16 protein-coding genes and 1 pseudogene are annotated in these 20,628 nt (G+C 67.0%); 9 read left to right on the plus strand and 8 right to left on the minus strand.

The window, feature by feature from the left end; all coding sequences use genetic code 11:
- The first annotated feature begins 531 nt into the window (after nt 1–531).
- The 3 genes and pseudogenes from PQI07_RS01265 to PQI07_RS01275 all read left to right on the plus strand — a co-directional run bounded on the left by PQI07_RS01265 (nt 532) and on the right by PQI07_RS01275 (nt 5,002).
- Nucleotides 532–1,908: pseudogene (locus PQI07_RS01265) on the plus strand (ABC transporter substrate-binding protein).
- Nucleotides 1,905–3,911 carry a selenocysteine-specific translation elongation factor gene (gene selB, locus PQI07_RS01270; protein ID WP_274925901.1) on the plus strand — a complete coding sequence of 669 codons (2,007 nt, stop codon included), beginning with the start codon at nt 1,905–1,907 and terminating at the stop codon, nt 3,909–3,911. The pseudogene PQI07_RS01265 and the gene selB overlap by 4 nt, the downstream one beginning before the upstream one ends.
- A 113-nt stretch (nt 3,912–4,024) precedes the next feature.
- A complete protein-coding gene (locus PQI07_RS01275; RefSeq protein WP_274925902.1) occupies nt 4,025–5,002 on the plus strand; it encodes an HWE histidine kinase domain-containing protein in 978 nt (325 codons plus the stop codon).
- A gap of 722 nt (nt 5,003–5,724) precedes the next feature.
- Here the strand turns inward: PQI07_RS01275 and PQI07_RS01280 are convergent.
- From PQI07_RS01280 to PQI07_RS01290, 3 genes are all read right to left on the minus strand, one after another.
- On the minus strand, nt 5,725–7,008 hold the full coding sequence (locus tag PQI07_RS01280; RefSeq protein ID WP_182592593.1) for a cation:proton antiporter: 1,284 nt from the start codon (nt 7,006–7,008) through the stop codon (nt 5,725–5,727).
- Between the two features lie 234 nt (nt 7,009–7,242).
- The gene (locus tag PQI07_RS01285) at nt 7,243–8,157 is read right to left on the minus strand and encodes an extracellular catalytic domain type 1 short-chain-length polyhydroxyalkanoate depolymerase (RefSeq protein ID WP_182592592.1); all 915 of its coding nucleotides are present in this window, start codon (nt 8,155–8,157) and stop codon (nt 7,243–7,245) included.
- Nucleotides 8,158–8,202: 45 nt separating this feature from the next.
- Nucleotides 8,203–8,628 (minus strand): hypothetical protein, encoded by a 426-nt coding sequence (locus tag PQI07_RS01290; protein WP_244447728.1) that lies wholly within the window; start codon nt 8,626–8,628, stop codon nt 8,203–8,205.
- Nucleotides 8,629–9,276: 648 nt separating this feature from the next.
- Here PQI07_RS01290 and PQI07_RS01295 point away from each other — a divergent pair.
- Entirely contained in the window at nt 9,277–9,915 is a 639-nt protein-coding gene (locus tag PQI07_RS01295) for a BA14K family protein (RefSeq protein WP_111474282.1), read from the plus strand.
- Between the two features lie 411 nt (nt 9,916–10,326).
- On the opposite strand, the gene PQI07_RS01300 is transcribed toward PQI07_RS01295, so the two are convergent.
- Nucleotides 10,327–10,623, minus strand: coding sequence for a hypothetical protein (locus tag PQI07_RS01300; protein WP_274925903.1), 297 nt, complete (start codon nt 10,621–10,623; stop codon nt 10,327–10,329).
- A gap of 351 nt (nt 10,624–10,974) precedes the next feature.
- Here PQI07_RS01300 and PQI07_RS01305 point away from each other — a divergent pair, with 351 nt between their 5' ends.
- From PQI07_RS01305 to PQI07_RS01315, 3 genes are all read left to right on the plus strand, one after another.
- Complete coding sequence (locus PQI07_RS01305; RefSeq protein ID WP_148291146.1) at nt 10,975–11,241, plus strand: hypothetical protein; 267 nt, start codon at nt 10,975–10,977, stop codon at nt 11,239–11,241.
- Nucleotides 11,242–11,412: 171 nt separating this feature from the next.
- Nucleotides 11,413–11,814 (plus strand): hypothetical protein, encoded by a 402-nt coding sequence (locus tag PQI07_RS01310; RefSeq protein ID WP_391525597.1) that lies wholly within the window; start codon nt 11,413–11,415, stop codon nt 11,812–11,814.
- Between the two features lie 971 nt (nt 11,815–12,785).
- Complete coding sequence (locus PQI07_RS01315; protein WP_179698008.1) at nt 12,786–13,004, plus strand: hypothetical protein; 219 nt, start codon at nt 12,786–12,788, stop codon at nt 13,002–13,004.
- A 520-nt stretch (nt 13,005–13,524) separates the two neighbouring features.
- Here PQI07_RS01315 and PQI07_RS01320 read toward each other — a convergent pair.
- Nucleotides 13,525–14,271, minus strand: coding sequence for a Crp/Fnr family transcriptional regulator (locus tag PQI07_RS01320; RefSeq protein WP_179698007.1), 747 nt, complete (start codon nt 14,269–14,271; stop codon nt 13,525–13,527).
- Nucleotides 14,272–14,620: 349 nt separating this feature from the next.
- The gene (locus PQI07_RS01325) at nt 14,621–16,951 is read right to left on the minus strand and encodes an FdhF/YdeP family oxidoreductase (protein ID WP_274925904.1); all 2,331 of its coding nucleotides are present in this window, start codon (nt 16,949–16,951) and stop codon (nt 14,621–14,623) included.
- A 140-nt stretch (nt 16,952–17,091) separates the two neighbouring features.
- On the opposite strand from PQI07_RS01325, the gene PQI07_RS01330 reads away from it, so the two are divergent.
- On the plus strand, nt 17,092–17,319 hold the full coding sequence (locus tag PQI07_RS01330) for a hypothetical protein (protein ID WP_236952839.1): 228 nt from the start codon (nt 17,092–17,094) through the stop codon (nt 17,317–17,319).
- A gap of 53 nt (nt 17,320–17,372) precedes the next feature.
- Here the strand turns inward: PQI07_RS01330 and PQI07_RS01335 are convergent, their stop codons facing one another.
- Complete coding sequence (locus tag PQI07_RS01335) at nt 17,373–18,047, minus strand: HAD family hydrolase (protein WP_274925905.1); 675 nt, start codon at nt 18,045–18,047, stop codon at nt 17,373–17,375.
- Between the two features lie 14 nt (nt 18,048–18,061).
- Nucleotides 18,062–19,033 (minus strand): alpha/beta fold hydrolase, encoded by a 972-nt coding sequence (locus PQI07_RS01340; protein ID WP_274925906.1) that lies wholly within the window; start codon nt 19,031–19,033, stop codon nt 18,062–18,064.
- 327 nt (nt 19,034–19,360) lie between these two features.
- On the opposite strand from PQI07_RS01340, the gene PQI07_RS01345 reads away from it, so the two are divergent.
- Nucleotides 19,361–20,539, plus strand: a complete 1,179-nt coding sequence (locus tag PQI07_RS01345; protein WP_075381667.1) for a zinc-dependent alcohol dehydrogenase — start codon at nt 19,361–19,363, stop codon at nt 20,537–20,539.
- The last annotated feature ends 89 nt before the right edge of the window (nt 20,540–20,628 follow it).

A 20,628-nucleotide genomic window follows, 5' to 3' on the forward strand; every position in this document is an offset into this window, starting at 1 on the left:
TGTTCATGGTGGTCGCTTCGATCGGTTTCTCCAAAGCGGATCCACGCCGCTCTAGCCGACGGAGACACTTTCCCGCGTTCTGTGTCGGGGTGGAAGCTCGCCCAGAACCGTTGGTCTGTCCCGGAGAAGAGTCGCCGGAAACATGTGCGCGCCCCTACCGACGCATGTCGGCCCTGCGGACAGCCGTCGCCGTCTTCTCAGCCCGGTCACATCGCGGCCGCCAGAATCGGCCAAGCGCGCGAAGCCGGAAACCGGCGTAAGACCCCTGCCCTCCTCTACAGAGCGGCGATCCAGCCATCTGGTATAAGCGGATCGATTGAGGGCAATGCGGTAGCGCGCTATCTTTCTCCTGATCCGGCTCGAACCGTCCCGGACGGTGCCCGCACGTGATGCGGAGCATGGAAACAAGGAGGAGACATGGACGCACATGCGACGGGGGATCCGGTCGGCGGACAGCCCTTTGGACCCCACAACACGGTGACGGTGGTCGATCCGTCGCCGGTCAACTGGCTCTCCATCACGTGGAACACCATGGAGGAGGCCAACCGCGTCGACCACGACGGCATCGGCCAGCCGAGCCTCGCGGAGTCCTGGCGCTGGCTCGACAGCGAGACGCTCGAACTCACCATGCGGCAGGCCGTCTATCAGGATGGCGAGCCCTTCAACGCCGGCATGTTCAAACTCGGCTTCGACAAGGTCCAGGAATGGACCAACCCGCACCCGCCGGGCGCCTTCCTGAATTTCGCCCGGGACGTCACCTGCGAGGTTGTGGACGACCGGACCGTGCGGATGCGCTTCCCCGGCGGCGACTCCGCAGCGCTGATGAAGCTGCGGGGCATGCATCTGCCCTCGATACGATTCTGGGACGAATGGGGTTTCGTCGACCCGAAGACGGGATCGGCCGAAGGCCATTGGTGAGTGATCGACGCGCCTGGTCCGTGGGGGACTGGCCCGTTCGTGCTCACCGAAGGCGTCTCGCTGATCGACTCGCGCTCCGACCGCGTGGTCATGGAGCCCAACAAGACCTACTGGAATCCCGACCGCAAGCCGACGGCCCGGATCATCTACGACAACGTGATCGGCAAGACGGAGGGCATCAAGTCGGTAGCGGCCGGTGACGGCCGGGTCGACGTGGTCTTCGATCTGACACCGGACGAGGCGCACGCCTTCCCGGCGAGCGAGCATGGAAAGATCCAGACGAAGAAGGCGAAGACGATCCTGACGGGCGTTTTCAACGAGAATCGTCCGGACTCACCCTGGCGCAACCCGGAGGCCCGCCGGGCCTTGAACCTCGCCATCGACCGCGAGTTCGTGCTCCACCAGGGCGCGCACGGCTACGGCACGGTCATCCCGGCATTCATCCAGCCCGGCCGTTACGGGGCGGATCCGGAGATGAAGCCGTTCCCGCACGATCCCGAGGCCGCCAAGAGCGCCCTCGAGGCTGCCGGGATCGGGGGGCGGGAGCTCGTGTTCGTCGCCTCGCCGGCCTGGGAGGGCGTGGTCGCGGCGATCGGGCAGTGCCTCGCGAAGATCGGGCTCGGCTGCCGGTTCGTCAGTGCCAAGGAGGAGCCGCCGGAGGAGTTCGACGTCAAGCTCGAATGGTACTTCGACTGGACGCCGCAATATCCGGTGGCCTGCGTCCACCGCGAGTTCTTCGGGAAGGACGCAACCCTGCGCCAGGGTCCGGAGGATCCGGACTTCGACGCCCTCTACGACAAGCTCCTGCACACGCCGCACGAGCCGCAGCAGGAGGAGGTGGTGCGGGCGGTCGAGCGCTACCTGCAGGACAAGGCCAAGGCCCTGTTCCTGTACGCGCCCTACACGCTGTTCGCCGTGTCGGACCGCGTGGCGTTTACGCCCTACGACACCTGCATGTCGGAGCTTGCCGAGACCCGGATTAAGGGTTGAAGCGGCAGGCGGCGCGGGGCTTCCTGCGCCGCCACCCCAGGAAAGTGTTTCTGATCCGGAGCGAGCACAGCGTGATCGTCGTCACCGCCGGCCATATCGACCACGGCAAGACGGCTCTGGTGAAGGCGCTCACCGGGATCGACGCCGACCGTCTGCCGGAGGAGAAGGCCCGCGGCATAACCGTCGATCTGGGCTTCGCCTACACGCGTCTTGGGACCCGAACCGTCGGCTTCGTGGACGTGCCTGGTCACGAGCGGCTGGTGCGTACGATGGTGGCCGGCGCCACGGGCGTCGACTTGGCGCTGATTGTCGTCGCAGCCGACGACGGCGTGATGCCCCAGACCCGCGAGCACATCGCGATCCTCGACTTGCTCGGCCTGCGCCGGGCGGTCGTCGCCATCACCAAGAGCGATCGGGTCGACGACCGTCGCCTGTCCGAAGTCGAGGCGCAGGTCCGCGTCGCGCTCTCCGGCACCGGCCTCGCGCACGCACCCGGCAACGCGCCGCTCCAAGCGCCCATGATCGCCTGCTCGGCGCTGCGCGGGACCGGCATCGCCGACCTTGCCCGGTACCTGGAAGAGGCTGCAGCCAGCCCGTCCCCTGGGGCCGCCGGGGCAGAGTTCCGGCTCGCGGTCGACCGCTGTTTCACCGTCGTCGGCGCCGGCCTCGTCGTCACGGGGGCGATCCATGCCGGCGCCGTCCGGGTCGGCGATCATCTCGTCGTATCCCCCAGCGGGTTCGAGGCGCGGGTGCGGGGCCTGCGCGCCGGCAACGAACCGTGTGATGTCGCGGAGGCCGGTCAGCGCTGCGCCATCAACCTGTCCGGTCCCCGCCTGTCCCGCGCGGGTATCCACCGGGGTGACTGGATCCTGGCGCCGCAACTCCACGGCCCCGCCAGCCATCTCGACGTGGCGCTGCGCGTCCTGCCGGGCGAGGCGCGTCCGCTGCGTCACCGCACGCCCGTCCACATCCATCTCGGGGCGGCGTCCGTGACCGGACGGGTGCTCCTGTCACCCGGAATCGCGGTCGAGCCCGGCGCGGCGGCGCACGCACGGATCGCCCTCGACGGCAGCCTCGGCGCGCTGCACGGGGACCGCTTTGTGCTACGCGACGCGTCCGCCGCCCGCACGCTCGGCGGCGGCCGGGTCATCGACATCGAGGGACCCCGCCGGGGAGCCTGGGCGCCGGGGCGACGCGCGGTGGTCGCGGCGCTGGACACGCCGGATCATGCGGCGGCGCTCACCAGCCTCCTCGACGTGAGCGAGGCAGGAGTCGACCTCGACCATTTCGCCCGCGTGCGGAATATCCCGAGGCCCGCCCTGGAAGCCTTGACGTGCGCGCACGGCGTCGTCGCCATAGCGGGGCCGGCCGGATTGCGGGGATACGCCGGCGCGCGGATCGCAGCACTCGGCGAAACCGTGGTCGCACGTCTTGACGCCGCACACCGGTCGGAGCCGGACAATCCCGGCCTGTCGGCCGAGGAGATCGGCGCGCCTGTGGCGCTGCCGGAGCGTCCCGCTCTGCGGGTTGCCCTCGATCGGCTGCTCATGGACGCCCGTATTCTTCGGCGGGAGCATCTCTACCACCTGCCCGGCCACGAAGTCCGCCTTGCTCCGCCGGAGGCCGCTCTCTACGAGGCGGTCAGGATCCGCCTGGAGGCGGCTGGCCTCGATCAACCGCGCCTCGCGGACCTCGCGGAACAGGTGGGTCGGGAGCCGGAAACCCTGCGGCCGCATCTCGACAGGTTCGGCCGGCTCGGATGGCTGCGGCGCATATCCGGGCATTACTACGTGCTGCCGGGCGTCCTGGCCGAGTTGGCGGCGCGAGCATGCGCGGTGGCGGCGGACCATCCGCAGGCACTCCTGACGGTCGGCCGCTTCCGCGAGGCGACGGGGATCAGTCGGAACATGACCATGCCAGTGCTGGCTTATTTCGACGCCCGTGGTTTCACGACGCGTGTCGCGGACGGACGGCTGGTGGATCCCAGGAAGGGCGACCTGTGACTCCGGTTCGACGGGCGTGATCGGGTCCGGAGCAAAGGCCGCGGGGCAGCGTTTCGTACCGTCACGGTAGCGATGCGCCTGCCAAGAACTTCAGGTGCGGTTTGGGAAGCAGCATGGTCGAGGGCACGGATCTGACTGGCGACGAATGGACGCTCGCCAGCTTCACCGCGGCCATCCACCGGGGGGGCGTCGGGATGTGGGCTTGGGCCCCGGAGGCGCGCCTCGCCCGGCTCGACGGCCTCTGCATGGCCTTCTGGGGCACAACGGAGCCGGTGGTGAGCATCGACGCGTTGTTCGCCAAGGTGAATGCCGAGGACAGACCCAAGATGATGCTCGACTGGTTCGCGAGCGCGACCAGCCCGAAGGCCTACAGCTTCGACTTCCGCATCGGGGAAGACCCGGACGTCCGCTGGATCTCTGCCCGCGGCATCGGCGGGGACGAGGGCCGGGTCGGCGCGTGGATCCAGGCCATTTTCCTCGACATCACCGACCGCAAGCGTGCCGAGGAGGCCGAGCGGCTGATGACCCTGGAACTGGCGCACCGGGTATCGAACATGTTCACCGTCGCCCGCGCGCTGACCAACATCGTCGCTCGGGAGGCCGAGTCCACCGCCAGCTTCGCCGAGGATTTGTCGCGGCGGTTCCACGTCCTACACGAGGCGACCACCCTGGCGACGCGGTCGCACGGGCTCGAGCAGGGCGACGTGCGGCTGCGTGACCTCGCCGCGCGTATCCTGTCGCCGTACCTGCAGGGCGCCAACATCGCGGTCGATATCGAGGACGCCGCCGTGGCGGCCCCCGACAGGGTCGACGACTACGCGATGATCTTCCACGAACTCGCCACCAATTCGGCCAAGTATGGCGCGCTCGCCATTGGAGGCACCCTGAACCTGGTCGGACGTGTCGTCGATCACGCCCTGACCCTCGACTGGACCGAAGGCGCGGCTCCGTCAGGAACCGCCAAGGCCGACGGCACCGGCTTTGGATCGCGGCTCCTCACGCAGACCATTGAACGCAGCTTGGCCGGTCAGTTCCAGCGGACCATCGACGATGCCGGTCTCCATTTCCGCATGATCGTGCCGATCCGGTGACCGACACGGCCCGGTGCTCCGGCCGTGCAACAGCAAGCCTCGGATCACAGGATGCAAGGAGCTCGCCTGCTGTTGCCGGTCCGGAACCGCGTCGGCGCGTCTGCGTGCCCTGATCGAATGCCGGGTGTGGGCGAAGAGCTGCCGCGTTGGATTCGCGGCCCCTCGGCGCTTTAGCCGACGGGCCAAACGCTCAAAGCTCCGTTCCTTCTGAGCCACGCCGTGTTTCCCGGAGGTCGACCAGTTCGAGCCGCCGCCGGTGGTAGAACCGATCGACCCGTTCGAGAGTGGCGAAACTGATAGCGTCCAAGGATCGCTGCGACCCGCGGGCGGAGAAGCAGACGAGGCCCCGCCGGATCGGGACCGGTGGTGCGGATCCTGCGCCGTCGGACGACGCCGGTCAGGCCCCTCCCCCGCATCGGCCGGGCCATCGTGCCGCGCGCCACCGCGCGTCTCCTTCGGCTCGGGCCGGCAGCCGCTTCGGATCGGCCGGCCGCGCTGCATGGGCGTGGGCCATCGATGGGTCGATCGACCGGATGCAGCCCATTGCGAGCCGTGCTCGCCCTCATGCTCCCGGACCGGCCGGACCGCCCGCTCGCGAACCTCGGCGAACGGGCGTAATATTCGGCGTCCTGGCTCCAATCTCCCGGGCGTTGGAGCCTCCGGAAAACCCGGCGCGGTTCATGACTGGAGGGCTCGGGAAACGGTTTGGTTCCGAGGCCGCTTCAGGGTGGGGGTGCCGTGAACACCAAGCCGAGCTGTGAGCTCTCCGTCCCCCGTCCCATCCTTCGGTCCACCAAACGCAGCGTCGGCGTGACGGTGACGCCATGCATCAGGATCGAGATCAGAACCGTCAGGCCGGCTGTGGCCCAGAGAAGGTCCGCGCGCTCGAACGTGGCCTGTCCGCACGCATAGGCGAGATAGTAGACGGTCCCGAGCCCCCGGATGCCGAAAAAGCTCACGACTGCGCGCTCCTCAAGGGCTCGGTCGCTGCCCAGCATGCCGATCCATCCGCTAAGAGGACGGACGACCAGCAGGGCGATCAGGGCAAACAGAGCGGCTTGCCAGGTGAGAGCCTCGAGTAAGCCGCCGCCGACGAGCACGGCGCCGAAGCCGACGAGGAGCACCATCATCAGGAGGCGTTCGAGTTCCTCGGCGTAGTCGTGCATCTTGCGATGATATCCATGGCCCCGGCTCGATGAGCGAAGGGCTAGGGCCGCGGCGAACACGCCGATGAAGCCGTAGCCGTCTGCGGCTTCGACGATGCCGTAGGCGAGGCAGGTCACTCCCAGGGCCACGAAGCCGTCACCGGTTCGGGAGAGCTTCGACAGGTTCGGGAGGTGAAAGGTCAGCCAGCCGAGGGCACGGCCGATGATCGCGCCCAGCACGGCACCCACGGCGATCTTCCAGAGGACATCCACCGCGAACCAGTGCGACCAGGACAGGCCGGCCAATCCGCCGCCTGCGGCGAGCGCGATGGCGAGGTTCACGAAGGGAAAGGCGAGGCCGTCGTTGAGCCCGGCCTCGGAAGTCAGGGCGAAGCGCGGCTCGTCCTCGTGATCCTCGGCCGGGTGACCGACCTGAACGTCGGACGCGAGGACCGGGTCGGTGGGTGCCAGGGATGAACCCAGCAGAAGCGCGGCGGCAAGCCCGAGTCCCAGCAGGGTCGATGCCAAAGCCGTCAGGGCGAGGATGGTCAGCGGCATGGCGATGCCGAGCAGGCGCCACGTCACAGCCCAGCGCCGCCAGCCGATGAGCCGGTCGATCTTGAGGCCCGCGCCCATCAACGAGATGACGACGACGGCCTCGGTCGCATGCTCGATGAGCTTCAGATGCAGGCTCGGATGGGGTGTGATGTCGGCTACAGCCGGGATGGCGGACAGTGCGGCCCCGATCCCGACGCAGCAGATGGGCAGGGACAGAGGAAGGGCCCGGAGCACCATCGGCAGCCATGCCGTCAGAAGCACCAGGACACCGAACCCGGCGACGACGAGGACATAGGTTTCCATTCAACGATGAACCGCATTGGGGCCCGGCTCGTTCCTCATCCCGCACCGTCTGCAACGGTCGGTCCGCCGGGTCCCCCGCGCGAAGCGACAGTTTGTGTCAGCCCGCCCGAAGCCGCCCCTTGCCCGCCCTCGCCTCCGGCCCGAGCCGGCCCATCGGTCTAAAACCTGGACAGAAAGGTCGGCTCAGGCGCGATCCTCAAGAATCCGCCCAGTCTGGCGCATCCTTGAAGAGCGTCAGTGGCGGTGCGCTTGACGGTGCTTCGCGTGCGACAGGAAGAAGCGCAGCATCTCGCCACTGGCATCCGGACCGGTCGGATCGGTGTGCGAGCCGGCCGGGTGGCCGCCGGCCCAGGCGTGGCCAGCGCCGTGCAGGACCCAGTGCTCCGAAGACCACTGGCTGTCCGGTTCGGTCAGGACCCTCCGCGTATATGCCATCCCGCCCTTCGAGCGTCCCGCGACGGTGGTAACGGTCAGTCGTCCCTCGGGCTGCGCCTGGGCGAGCGCCTGATCACCGTTGACCGGCGAGACGGTCGTGTCCCTGTCTCCGTGGAAAACGATGGTCGGCACGGGATGCGCGGCCTGTACCGGCCGGAGCAAGGCACCCCGCCGCATCGTGGCGATGGCGGCCGACATCGAGCCGGCCGAACCGCACGCCAATCCAGAATGGATGCCGACCGCCGCGTAGAGGTCCGGGTACATCATCGCCATCACCGCGGCGGCCGCACCGCCCGAGGACAGGCCGGCGACATAGACCCGCGACGGATCGACGGAGAACTCGGCCATGATTGCGCATGTCAGACCGGCGATGATCGACGGCTCGCCCCGGCCACGTCTCTGGTCCTCATCCCGGAACCAGTTCCAGCTCTTGGCGAAGTTGGCCGACCGTGGCTGGTCGGGATAGGCGACGAGGAAGCCCTGCGCCTCCGCCAAAGCGTCCATTCCCGTACCGATGGCGAAGTCGCGCGACGTCTGCGAACAACCGTGCAGCATCACCACCAGCGGAAGCGGTGTCCCTGCATATCCGGACGGAACGAACAGGTCGTAGGCCCGGCTTCCGGCGGCGTTTCCGAACCGGCGCGCCAGCGCGCGCGGCCGGTCGATGGCCAGCCCCGACGGGCGTGTCAGGGCTGTCCCAAGGGACTGATTCATTGGGGTGCTCTCGTGGGTGACTGAACCTGCGGCAATCGGGTCGGGCTACGACAGCGTACCGATCATGCCCTTCACGGCGCGCCTGGTGTTCTCGCAGGACCGCCTGTCACCGAGCCGATCCGCGTCGGCGGCACGGACGATGAGGGTGTCGGCGTGCCCGACGCCCTCGGCCGTCGAGACCCGGGCGGGATCGTTCGGGGCATCGTGGCGGGTAGCCCGCATGCCCCCGGCTGATCCGGTCCGAAGGGTGAGTCCTGCTTGCAGGCCGAACACTTGGACGGCACCGGCGCGATCGAGACGCTGTTCGATGGTACCGATCCGCTCGGCGCCGGACGATGCCAGCGCCGGCAAAGGCGCGAAGGCGGCGGTCAGGATGGTGAGGGTGGCCAGGACGAGGCGCATCGGCGAACGGACTTTCCAAGGGTCGGCAGCATCCGGGATCCGCTCGGCGAGCGCATAATCCGATGCCATCCCTCACCGGTCGAAGCGAGGGTAGCATCGAGACAATCCTCGCCTCGTCGTCTTGTTGCCTTGCGGCATGAAACGCGGGACAGGCCTGCGTCTGAGGGTGTAAGCAGCCAAAAATTTAGCCTTCGGACCACGTTATTATCGGCAGATCTGAGGAACAGATCGAAGATTGTCCAAATCATGGTCGAGTGCGAGTTCGATGAGCTTGTTTTTTGCGCGGTGTGACGGATTTAATCTATCGTCGTTCCATCATTTGATGGTGCGCTTGTCGATAGCAGCATCGTAATTATTCGATTGCTTCTGCGATCCGCCGGTTCAGGGTCGGCTTCGCCCCGGGGGCATAGCCATCACCCGCGTCCCGGCCTCGGCTCGCAAGCCTCGACACATGGAACGTCCTCTGGTGCGCGCGTTGGACGAGGTCGCGGAGACAGGGCGGCCGACCTGAGGCATTCGGGCGAGGCGCCCGTCACAGGACATTCCATGCAGACGAATCCGCCGTGCGGCGAGAGCCCGGCGCCGTGCCGAAAGATGGTTTCGGCTTGCCGTATTAATATTGCTCATCTGAATATGGACATAATGTAGCATGACCTATTTGCCCGACGGCGCGTTGTCGGATCGGAAGAAATATTTATCTTCGATTGGCAGGGCACGATGAAACAGACAATCCTGACGGCCGCCGTCGTCCTCGGGACGCTGGTGATACTTCCGGCGAGCGCCGATGCGCGCGGCGGCTTCGGTGGGGGCGGGTTCCACGGCGGCGGCTTCGGAGGCGGTGGGTTCCACGGGGGCGGGTTCGGCGGTGGCGGCTTCCGGGGTGGCGTAGCAGGTCGCGGCTTCGGCGGCGGGCTCGGCGGCAATCGCTTCGGCGGCGGTGCTCTCGCGGGTGGCGGCTTCGGTGGACGCGGGGGCCTCGGAGGCGGTGGGATCCGCGGAACAGGCTTCGCTGGCAACCGAGGGTTCGGCGGACGAGGCTACGGCCGACGCGGCTATGGCTATGGCTATGGCGGCCTGGGGCTGGGCGTCGGTCTCGGCCTAGCTGGAGCTGGATTGGGCTATGGTTACGGCGGATTCGACGACGGATATTATGGCGGGGACTACGCGCCTGCCGGTTACGGCGGTTACGGGGGTGGCTATGCCCCAGCCGGATACGGGCAGGGTTACGGTGCCGTCGAGACGGAGGTGGCACCTGCCGGCGACTCGGTCAGCTACTGCGTTCAGCGTTTCCGGTCGTACGACCGTCGGAGCGGCACGTATCTGGGCAACGATGGTCAGCGCCATTCCTGCCCGTAACGATCTGCGCGGCCTCTGACGGGACCGCGGCACGACAGGCCCCCAGCCGCACGGCTGCGGGGCCATCTGCCCCACCGGGTTCCCGCTGCGGTCAGGTGAGAGAGCGGGGCATGCGCCCTTCGTGACGAAGGTCTTGCCGACCAGCCGGACGTGTCGCCCGAGTCTGCTTCTGCGAGGAACGGGCAGCGTTCACGCTCACTGTCGCAGTCCGCTGCCGATCTCCCGTTGCGGCGTCTGAACGCCCCCGCCCGAGCTCCCGCCTTCGGGCGGCGCCGGTCGTATGGCGAAGCGCGGACAGGCAATGCTCAATACTGCGGGCTTCCGACCGCTGGCCAGGGCCGTCCGCGGAAGCCATCCGTGTCCCCGCCGCCATCAGGGCGGCTGCTCACCCGTCGCGGTATCCCAGGCGGTTCAGGCGTGCCGGAGAGCGTACGAACGATCTCCTGGGCGCTTCCGCACCGGTCGACGCTTCAGCGCATCCGGCGTGAGGTCGCTCGCGTCTCCGAGCAGTCGTCGGCCGGAGGTGATCACCTGGAGGGTCTGGCGATCGGCGCCCGTTGTCCACGCGGCCTGTTCCAGGTGCTGTAACCGAGCAATCATATCCACATGGCCTGCGGTCGCGTGACCGAGTTGTTTTGTCACCAAGTCTGTCACCAGGCGCTGTAGGATGCTCAATTCGTTCTGATCAAGCTGAGGAATGGTTGTCACGTCGCGCCTCCTTGGGGTTCGGCGATGCAACATGGCTCACGGCCACAGGTCGATGCTTCAACATAAATTGGATTGGATCGTCTTTTTGATCTGTCTTTTGATAGAAACTAGCAATACAGAGGCGGGATTTAGCGAAAAACGAAAGCAATCTGCATCGAAAGCCTCCGCGGCGCGGAACCTTGCGGCATGGGAGAGCTTCATCAAGGGCGGGAATTCGCACGGTCGGCCCGCTGCAGTCTCCGGCAAAAGAGTCCGCGGACTCGTCAACCCTACCGCCTCTACCGGATCTGTCCGCCCGCCGTTCGGATGGGGCGGCCGCTGCCGGTGCTTCCTGAATCGATAGGATCTCCCATGAAGCGACTGCTCCTCGCGATCGCGGCCTTGACCGCGGCAGGACCGGCTCTGGCGCAAGGATCGTTTTATCGCGAGCCTGCGGCGACGGGATCCATCATCTCAAATCAGCCCAACAACACGGGTGGCGCGGACGATTTCACGGAATCTCCAGGTGGGACCGGCGTAGACGCGTTCAGCAGCAGTTCGGCCGCGGGCGGCAACGCCAGCCGACCCGAGGTTGGTGCGCCCAACAGCAGCGGCGGCTCCAGCGGCAGCGGCGGCTAGACGGTTCGCTGCCGAAGAGGGCCGCTGATCCAGCGCCAGTGAGCACGTCAGATCAAGATCTGGGGCTGTTCCTGCAAGCAACGCGACTAGGAGCAGCCCTGGCCTGCCGCGGTCAAAGCCTCAGTTCCGTGCACCAACATTCGGTGAAGTCATCGGAACTCATGCTTGGGCGTGGCCCATGAAGCAAACAGAGCCGTTGTCCGAGAGGCGAGTGTCATGCTGTTTCGATCCGAGACCCCGCCGCCGCCCGGCAACCTGCGCGTGTCGGAGCCGGGCGCCTCCGACCGGCCGACCACGGCGATGCTGAAAGCCGATATCGACAGCGGCGCCACGGGGGACAAGATCGCCGTCTACGACCCGGGCCTGTCGTCGCTCGGGACCGATGACGAGGCGGCCGGCTCCGCACCGTCGCATCAGCGTATCGCGCTGGCGCGGGAGACCGAGGCGGCGTCCGCGAAGGTCAGGCGCGCCGCACGGTCGCCCAGCCTGGACGCCTGGATCGTGCTGGGGTTCAGCGGGTTCATCGGTGCGATCGGGATCGTGCTGAGTGCCGCCATCTGGCTGGGACACTGAGTCCGCGGGCGCGATCCATCGGACCAACGCGGCACGACCATCCTGAACCAGACCTTGTATGTCTTGCGTTAGCTTCACGGAGTGGAGCGGCCCGCGGCAGTCGGTGATGCCGATCGGGCAGTCTGGGCGTGTCTCTCGGCACTGCGGGGCCTGAAGCCCAGTTCGAAGCGCTGGAGGTGCCTCGGCAGAGGATCACGGGCCGGGACGGCTATCCGGCTTCCCGGCTGCGCGGGCTGGATGATTTTGGTTTATCGGAAGCGCCTCAACGAGGATTCGGTCTGACGAACGCCGAAGCCGCGCGTTCGGACGCGGGGAAGACATCCGATGTCGGATGAGTGCCCAAGCAGGCGCGGTCGATCGCTTCGCTCCCCGGTGAATCAATGTGGGTCATTGGGCGTCGACGGCGCCCGACGAGCTGGAACGGCATCGAACGTCGATACCGATCGACATCGTCCGCGGGATCTCTCATGGCTCAGACGGCCTTCATATTCTTCGTTCCACCTTGGATAGCCATTTCATTCCGGTGACGCCGCTTTCCGGGCGCCCTCCGTCTCGGGACGCCGGCCGCTCCCGGACCGTGCTCACAGACTGACCTGATCCGCTCTGTGACGAACGTCATGAGGTCGAACCCCACAACGCTGCGATCGGCAACGGGATTGGCGGTCACGCGGCGACAAGCAGAGTCTGCCTATCCATTCATGAGAATGGATCGCGATCTGCAGCCCGAAGCGATGTTCACGGGCCGAGCTTGTTGCGAGTTCATGCATCGCTTCCGCTAGGAAGCTGGAAAGAAAATCGTCTCTGATCTGTGCAAGATAAATAGTCAGGAAGGCGTCAAATTTTAATTTTACGAGCCTCGGCTCGTGCAATGTTGATGCGTCAATGCCGGGGGCCGAAGGCTTTGGCACGGACTGCGCCGGCATAGGGTCTTCCGATCGGGCCGCGCAGGCCTTTAGGTGGAGGCGTCCCACATGGCATACTGCGTCAGGATCGATCGCATCGGGAAGACCGGCGTGCCGCGGAGCGCCCCGCGGATCTACAATGCGAGTAACGTGGCGGATGCCGTCACGATCGCGACTTACGAGGTCGATGGGAGCAAGCCTGACCGTCCCCGTGTTGCCACCGCCACCGACGGCTCCGGCCAGATCATGTTCATCTATTCCGGCCGCCTTGCCGGGGCTCTCGGATGAGTGGGAAAGAGCAGGAGAATCAGACGCTCCACGACCGCGACGCCAAAACCCTCATTACCGTGATGCTCACCTTTCAGATCGCGTTCCTGGCGGTCTCGATGCTGTGGCTGTAAAGCTCTTCGCGGCTCCGGCAAGGATCTCCCCTTAGCGTCTCTCAGCATCGGCTCTCCGAACGATGGATGATGGGGTCCGCCGCCGGATTGAGCCGGACGGCGGGGGGCGGGAGCGAGGAGGTTGCGCCAGCGGTGCGGAATGGCTTCCCTGAAGGATCCGGGCTTGGTCGCGACCGGCCACGCGCACCAACGGCTGCGCGATCCGAGATGCGGTGCCACCACGGTCGGCGAATTCAGGCCGGGCGGACCTATCCACCGGTCCCGGGGTTACCGTCCGAAGTTCCCGCGCGGTCCGCGCGGTCTCCTGAACTGCGTGCGGGACCATGCAAGCGTAGACCGTCAGCGACGGGGTGCCGGCCTCAAGATCGTGGCTCCTCGCGGCGGCCCGCACCGGCGCGGACGGGGCCTCATCCGACCGCCCGATTCTCAAGCTGCAGGTATGTAGAGTCGAACTCGGAGACCCGCAGAAGCTCGTCCCATGCCTCGATCACCAGTGCGTTGCTGCGGAGCGTGATCAGGGTCTGACCGCGCATCTCCTTCAACACACGGTTGATGTGCACGGGTGTCAGTCCGAGTGCGTCGGCGAGATCGGTCTGGGTCATCGGGAGCGGGCAGCGGAAATTGCCTGCCAGGCCCACCGCCTGCAGCTTCAGGTAAAGCTCGCAGAACAGGTGCGCGACGTGCTCGAAGGCCGAGCGGCGGCCCATGCTGACGAGCCATTCGCGGAAGATGCCCGAATCGATCAGCGTGTCGCGCCAGAAGACCGCCGCGAGTCCGGGGTGGCGCGCCGTCAGTTCCCGCAGGCTCTCGTGGGGGATGAAGGCAACGATGGCCTTGGTCAGAGTGGCGAGGCTGTGATCCATCGTGCGGACGTGCAGGCTCTGCAGATCCGGGATGTCGCCCGGAATGTGGAACGACATGATCTGCCGCTTGCCCTGACGGAGGAGCTTGTACCGGCAGGCCCATCCTTCGAGGACGAGGCAGCAATGCGTGGGCTGGTCGCCATCGCGTACGATGTCTTGCCGGGCGTTGAGATGGTGAATCCGCACCGGCAGGCCCTGGATGGCCTGACGTTCGGTGTCGGAAAGGGTGGCGATGCTCTCCAGCTTGCGGATGAGCATGCCCAGGGCATGCTGGTCGGGCGCTGATCTCATATCGTTCCACCATGGCATTGCAGGCGGAAGCGCGCGGCTCTCCCAGTCACCAGAGCCTGTACCAAATCGGCTGATGATAATCGCGAGACTAAACCAATGTCAGTCTCGTGTTCTGTCATAAGACAGATTCGCGAGTTGATTGATCATCGGTACCGCGCAGTTTCAGCCGGCCCGCTGCGCATGACATCCAAGAGGGGCGCCTCCGACGCGGCTGACGCTCTGCGACGACCCGCACGGCTGGTCTCTGACCGGCTGACCGAGGAGATCGGACCGGAGGCGCGGTCATGACCGGAGCCGCCGGCCTCGAGGCTTGCGCCGGAGCGGGGCTCAGACCCGGCCCGGCGTCCGTTCAGCCTTCGGCGTATTCCAGCAGGGGGGCGATCACCCGGTCGCCGTCGGACCGGATCGTGACGGGGATGCCCTTGGCGGCCGGCGTCTTGCTGCCGATGGCATAGTGCCAGATCGGCATCAGCACGTTGCATTCCGGGTAGTAGCCGCCGATGCAGCCGATCGGGATGTCGTAGGCCACCACCAGCAGGCCTGAGAGCGCCCGGTCGACGCCGTCGTTCGCCACCGTCCGCAGCGTCACCGCCTGGCCGACCTTCAGGCCCAGGCGGTCGATATCCGAGCGGTTCATCAGCACCACTTTCCGGGTGTTCTTGATGCCCCGGAAGCGGTCGTCGTAGCCGTAGACCGTGGTGTTGAACTGGTCGTTGCTGCGCAAGGTCATCAGACGCAGGGAATCGTGCCCGACCTCGGGCATGTCGGCATCCTCGTCGAGGCCGGTCGGCGTGACGAAATTGGCCCGGCCCGTCTCCGTGTGCCAGTCCCGGCGCTTGGCCGGCAGGTCGCGCTGGAAGCCGCCCGGCTCCCACATGCGCCGCTCGTAGTCCCAGAAGGACTCCGGCAGCGTCTCGCCGATCTCCTTCCGGATCTCCGCGTAGTCGGTCCTGTAATCCTCCCAGCGGACCCGCGGGTTGGGCTCGAGCACCCGCTGCGCCAGTTCGCAGATCAGCCGGATCTCGCTGATCAGGTGCGGCGAGGCCGGGCGCCGCAGGCCGCGGTTGCCGTGCACGCAGGCCGAGGTGTCCTCCATGGACAGGACCTGCTGGCCCTTCGTGGTCTCGTCGATCTCCAGGCGGCCGATCACCGGCAGGATGTAGCTGACCGCGCCCGGCAGCAACGCGCTGCGGTTGAGCTTGGTGATCACGTTCACGGTCAGCCGCAGCCGCCGCCAGGCCGGCTCCATCTGGCCGTGATCGGGAATGGCGCGGACGAAATTGCCGCCCAGCATGACGAAGGCCCGAACCTCGTCCCTGAGGATCGCCTCGCAGGCCTCCACGGTGTTGTAGCCGGCCTCCCGCGGCGGCTCGAAGCCGAACTGCGCGCCGAGCCGGTCCAGGGGGAACAGCTCGGGCTTCTCGGTGATTCCCACCGTGCGCTGGCCCTGCACGTTGGAATGGCCGCGCACCGGGCAGATGCCGGAGCCGCTGCGGCCGATATTGCCGCGCATCAGCAGCAGGTTGACCAGCATCTGCACGGTCTCGACCCCGGCCTGGTGCTGGGTCAGGCCCATCCCGTAGACCGCGACGGTCGCCTTCGCCGCGCCGTAAACCTTCGCGGTCGCCTCCATGTCGGCCCGGTGCAGTCCGGAGCGGCGCTCCAGCGCGTCCCAGTCCTGGCCGCGCAACCAGTCGGCGAAGGTCTCGAAGCCGTGGGTGTGCTCCCGGATGAAGGCCTCGTCGAGTATCGCCGGGCAGCCGGCCGCCAGCGAAGCGTCGTGCGCGTCCAGCACGGATTTGCAGATTCCCGCCAAAGCCGCGAGGTCGCCACCCGCCTTGACCTGATGGTACTGCGAGCTGATCCGGGTCTCCGTGCGGCTCAGCATCTCGGCGGGCGATTGCGGGTTCAGGAACCGCTCCAGCCCGCGCTCGCGCAGCGGGTTGTAGGTGATGATCGGTACGCCGCGCTGGCTGGCCTCCTGCAGCGGGTGGAGCATGCGGGGCGAGTTGCTCCCCGGGTTCTGGCCGAAGAACAGGATGCAGTCGGACTTTGCGAAGTCGTCCAGCGAGACGGTGCCGATGCCCTGGCCGATGCTGACCGGCAGCGCCACCGAGGTCGTCTCGTGGCACATGTTGGACGAGTCCGGCAGGTTGTTGTTGCCGTAGAGCCGGGCGAAGAGCTGGTAGAGGTAACTGCCCTCGTTCGATAGGCGGCCCGAGCTGTAGAAGACGGTGCCGGTCTTCCGGTCCTCCACGGCCAGGAGTTCGCGGGCGATCTCCTCGATGGCGTGGCCCCAGGCGACCGGCACGTACCTGTCGGTCGCCGCATCGTAGCGCAGCGGATGGGTGAGGCGGCCGGTCTGCTCGAGCTCGTACTCGTCCCAGTCCAGCAGCTCGGTGACCGTGTGCTTGGCGAAGAAGTCCGGCGTGCAGCGGTGGGCGGTGAGTTCCCAGGCCATGGCTTTCACGCCGTTCTCGCAGAACTCGAACGGCAGCGGGTTCGCGGGCTTCACCCAGGCGCAGCTGTTGCACTGGTAGCCGTCGACCTTGTTGTGGCGGGTCAGCGCGATCGGCCCGCTCGCCAGCACGCCTTCCTGCCGGAGGATGTTGCCGACCGAGCGCGCCGAGCCCCATCCGCCGGAGGGAAGGCGGTAGGGCCTGAATACGGGCTTGTCCAAGGGTAGAACTCCTGGCCTGAAAAACTTTGGGAAACACCGGCGCTCGGGACGCGTTTACATTTCAACACGCCGACGTATTAAATTGTTCGCGAAAATAGTGTTCTTTAACGGAGGTTCGTTTGACCGTCACGAGAGATTACATGCTCAAGAAGTCCGAGGGGCCTTCGGAAGCGAAGCTGTTCTTTGACACCAGGGCGGTGCCGCTGGCGGCCAATCTCGCCGGCAGCCTCGAAGTCGCTCTGGAGCGCGCCTCCGTCCGCAGCGGCATCCGGCCCTCGCTGATCCTGGCGGCCTGCCTGGGCGCCGGCGTCCTGGGGGTGCTCGGTCTCGTCCGCAACGCGAGGACGGCGCAAAAACGCGTCCCCTGACTCCCCTGCGCCGGGGCGCCGGATCCGGTTGCGACCCAGATGTCCGCCCCGGATCAGCGACGTCCGCCGACCTCGTCCAGATGGTCCAGCAGATCCGCCGGATCCTCGTAGACGCGTACGGCCCCGGACCGCTCCAGCTCCTCGGTGCCGTAGCCGCCCGAGAGGAGGCCGACGCCGAGACCCCGGCAGCGGCGTGCGGCCAGCATGTCCCAGATCGAATCGCCGACGATCACCGCCGTCTCGATCGGCTTGCCCAGGCGGTCGGCGGCCGCCAGGAACAAGTCCGGGTCGGGCTTGGCGTATTTGACCATGTCGCGCGTCACGACCGGGACCCGATCCGGATCGACGCCCAGCGCATCGAGATTGACCCGGGCCGTCTCCATCCGGCCGCTCGTGGCGATCGCCCAGGGGATCCCGGCCGCCGTCAGGGTGTCGAGCAGTGCCTTCGCCCCGGGTAGCGGCCGGATCTGCCCCGAGAGCCGTCCGTAGGCTTCTGCATGCAGCCGGCCCAGCTTGGCGACATGTGCGTCGCTGATCTCCCGCCCCGTCTCCCGCAGGAGCTGGTTCGTGAACAGGCCGCCGCTCATGCCGATCTTCCGGTGGATGCGCCAGACCGAGAGGGAGATCCCCTCCGCGTCGAGCGCCTGATTCCAGGCGAGGACGTGCTGGTAGACGCTGTCGACGAGCGTGCCGTCGAGGTCGAACAGGAAGCAGGTTTCGATCCGCATGGCTGCGTGCTCCTTCAGGCCGCCGGACGGATCCGCTCCGACGCGCGCTCTACGGCCGCGACGACACGCTCGGGTGCGAGATGATGGATCATGTGGCCCATGCCGGGCACGATCACGAGCTCGCTGCCGGGCACGTCGTGGTGGAGCCGCCGCGACTGGCGGCCGACATCGGCGATCTGGTCGTCCCCACCGGTGATGATCACGACGGGCAGGTCCAGATCCCGGTAATGCGCCTGCAGCTCGACCGTGACGGGCGTCATCATCGCGGCATCTTCCGCCGAGGCGCGCAATTGCAGCGGGCGCAGCATCATGGCCGTCGGAAAGCTGCGCGCGAAGCGCTCGGGGATGGCGGCCGGGGCGAACAGCCCCTTGATCATGGCCGGCATCATGAGGCGTCCTGCGAGCGGCGAGACCGTGTGGCGCAGCAGGTCGCCGATGCCGGGGATCGCCACCGGCGACGCCAGGATCACGTCGGCGCGCAGCGTCGGATAGTAGTAGCCCGAGGCCAGCACGAGGCTGCGCACGAGCCGCGGTGCCTGAAGCGCGAGAGCGACCGCGACCAACGTGCCCCAGGAATGCCCGAGGACGACGGCCTGCGTGACGCCGAGCTGTTGGAGCGCCTTCTGGAAGAGCGTGGCGTGGGCGCGGGGCGTCCAGAAGCCGCGCGGCCGGTCGCTGTAGCCGTAGCCGGGGCGATCGAACACGATGACCCGGTGGCGCTTGGCGAGGTCGTCCACGATGCCGCTGACGAGGAAGTCCTGGATCAGGGTGCCGTTGCCGTGGATGAGCACCAGCGGCTCGCCCTGGCCGCGCTCCAGGTAGTGGAGGCGGACACCGTCGATGGTCAGGAACGAGCCGACGGGTGGCGTCTCCCGTTCCGCCCGGCGTGTCATCGTCGCCGCGTAGAGCGCGGACGCGCCCAGGGCCGCGGCCGATCCGAGCAGCGCCGGAACGAGCCATGTGCGGGAGTCGGTGCGTCGCGTCATGCTGTGAGCCTTACGGGTGAGAGGACGTGCGCCGCGATCGGCGGGATCGATCGGAAGCGTCGCGGCCCGTGTCGCGGGGCGAGTCGGTTCCGAGTGGAAGGCACGCCGCGCGCGAGTCCTCGGCGCGACCCTTGTGATGGCGCCGGATCACGGGGGGATGATGCGCTGCAATATGCCAACACCGGAGTTCAGCGATCGATCCCGATCCTATGAATTAATAATCGGCAACGTAATTTGCCGGAATGAGGTGCGGAATTATCCGGATCATTCGACGTGAAATGGCGGTTGATTTCAGAACGCCGCTGTTTGGCGATGGAGATATTTGCGATGAAGGCACTCACCTGGCAGAGCCGCGGTACGATCACCTGCGAGACGGTGCCCGACCCGAAGATCGAAGAGGGGCGGGACGTCATCATCAAGGTGACCGCCTGCGCCATCTGCGGCTCGGATCTGCACCTCATGGGCGGGTTCATGCCGACCATGGAATGCGGCGACATTCTCGGCCACGAGACGATGGGCGAGGTCATCGAGGTCGGGCGTGACAACCGGAAGCTGAAGGTCGGCGACCGCATCGTCGTGCCGTTCACGATCTGCTGCGGCGAGTGCCGGCAGTGCAAATGGGGCAACTGGAGCTGCTGCGAGCGCACAAACCCGAACGGCAAGCTCCAGGCGCAGACCTACGGCTATCCGCTCGCCGGCCTGTTCGGCTTCTCACACATCACCGGCGGCTTCGCGGGCGGCCAGGCCGAGTATCTCCGCGTGCCCTACGCGGATGTCGGCCCCATCGTCGTCCCGGACGGCCTCAGCGACGAGCAGGTCCTGTTCCTCAGCGACATCTTCCCGACGGCCTACCAGGCCGCGGAACACTGCGACATCGGCCCGGAGGACACGGTCGCGATCTGGGGCTGCGGCCCGGTCGGCGTGCTCGCGGTGAAGTGCTGCTACCTGCTCGGCGCCAAGCGCGTCATCGCCATCGACAGCGTGCCCGAGCGGCTGGCGCTCGCCCGCGAGGCCGGCGCCGAGACCATCGACCTCGGCCAGCAGAACGTGCAGGACACGCTGATGGAGATGACCCACGGCCTGGGGCCCGATTCCGTGATCGAGGCCGTCGGGATGGAATCCCACGGGGCGGACACGACCCTCCAGAAAGTGTCCTCCGCCATCATGGAGCACACGGTGAGCCTGGAGCGGCCCTTCGCGCTCAATCAGGCGATCCTGGCGTGCCGTCCCGGCGGCAACGTCTCGATGCCGGGTGTCTTCGCCGGTCCCGTCGGACCGGTGGCGCTCGGCGTCCTGATGAACAAGGGTCTCACCCTCAAGACAGGCCAGACCCACATGGTCCGCTACATGAAGCCCCTGCTGGAGCACATCCAGAACGGGGATATCGATCCGTCCTTCATCATCAGCCACCGTTCCACCAATTTGGAGGAAGGTCCGGCGCTCTACAAAGCGTTCCGGGACAAGACCGACAACTGCACGAAGGTCGTGTTCAAGCCGCACGGCTGACATCGGGCGCGGCGGCCGCACCGCCGCGCCTGTTCCCCGAGACACGGGCGGGCGGCCCTCTTGTGCGTGTCGGGCGACCGAAGCCGGCC

The sequence above is a fragment of the Methylobacterium sp. 092160098-2 genome (genome assembly GCF_028920805.1).
Taxonomy (GTDB): domain Bacteria; phylum Pseudomonadota; class Alphaproteobacteria; order Rhizobiales; family Beijerinckiaceae; genus Methylobacterium; species Methylobacterium fujisawaense.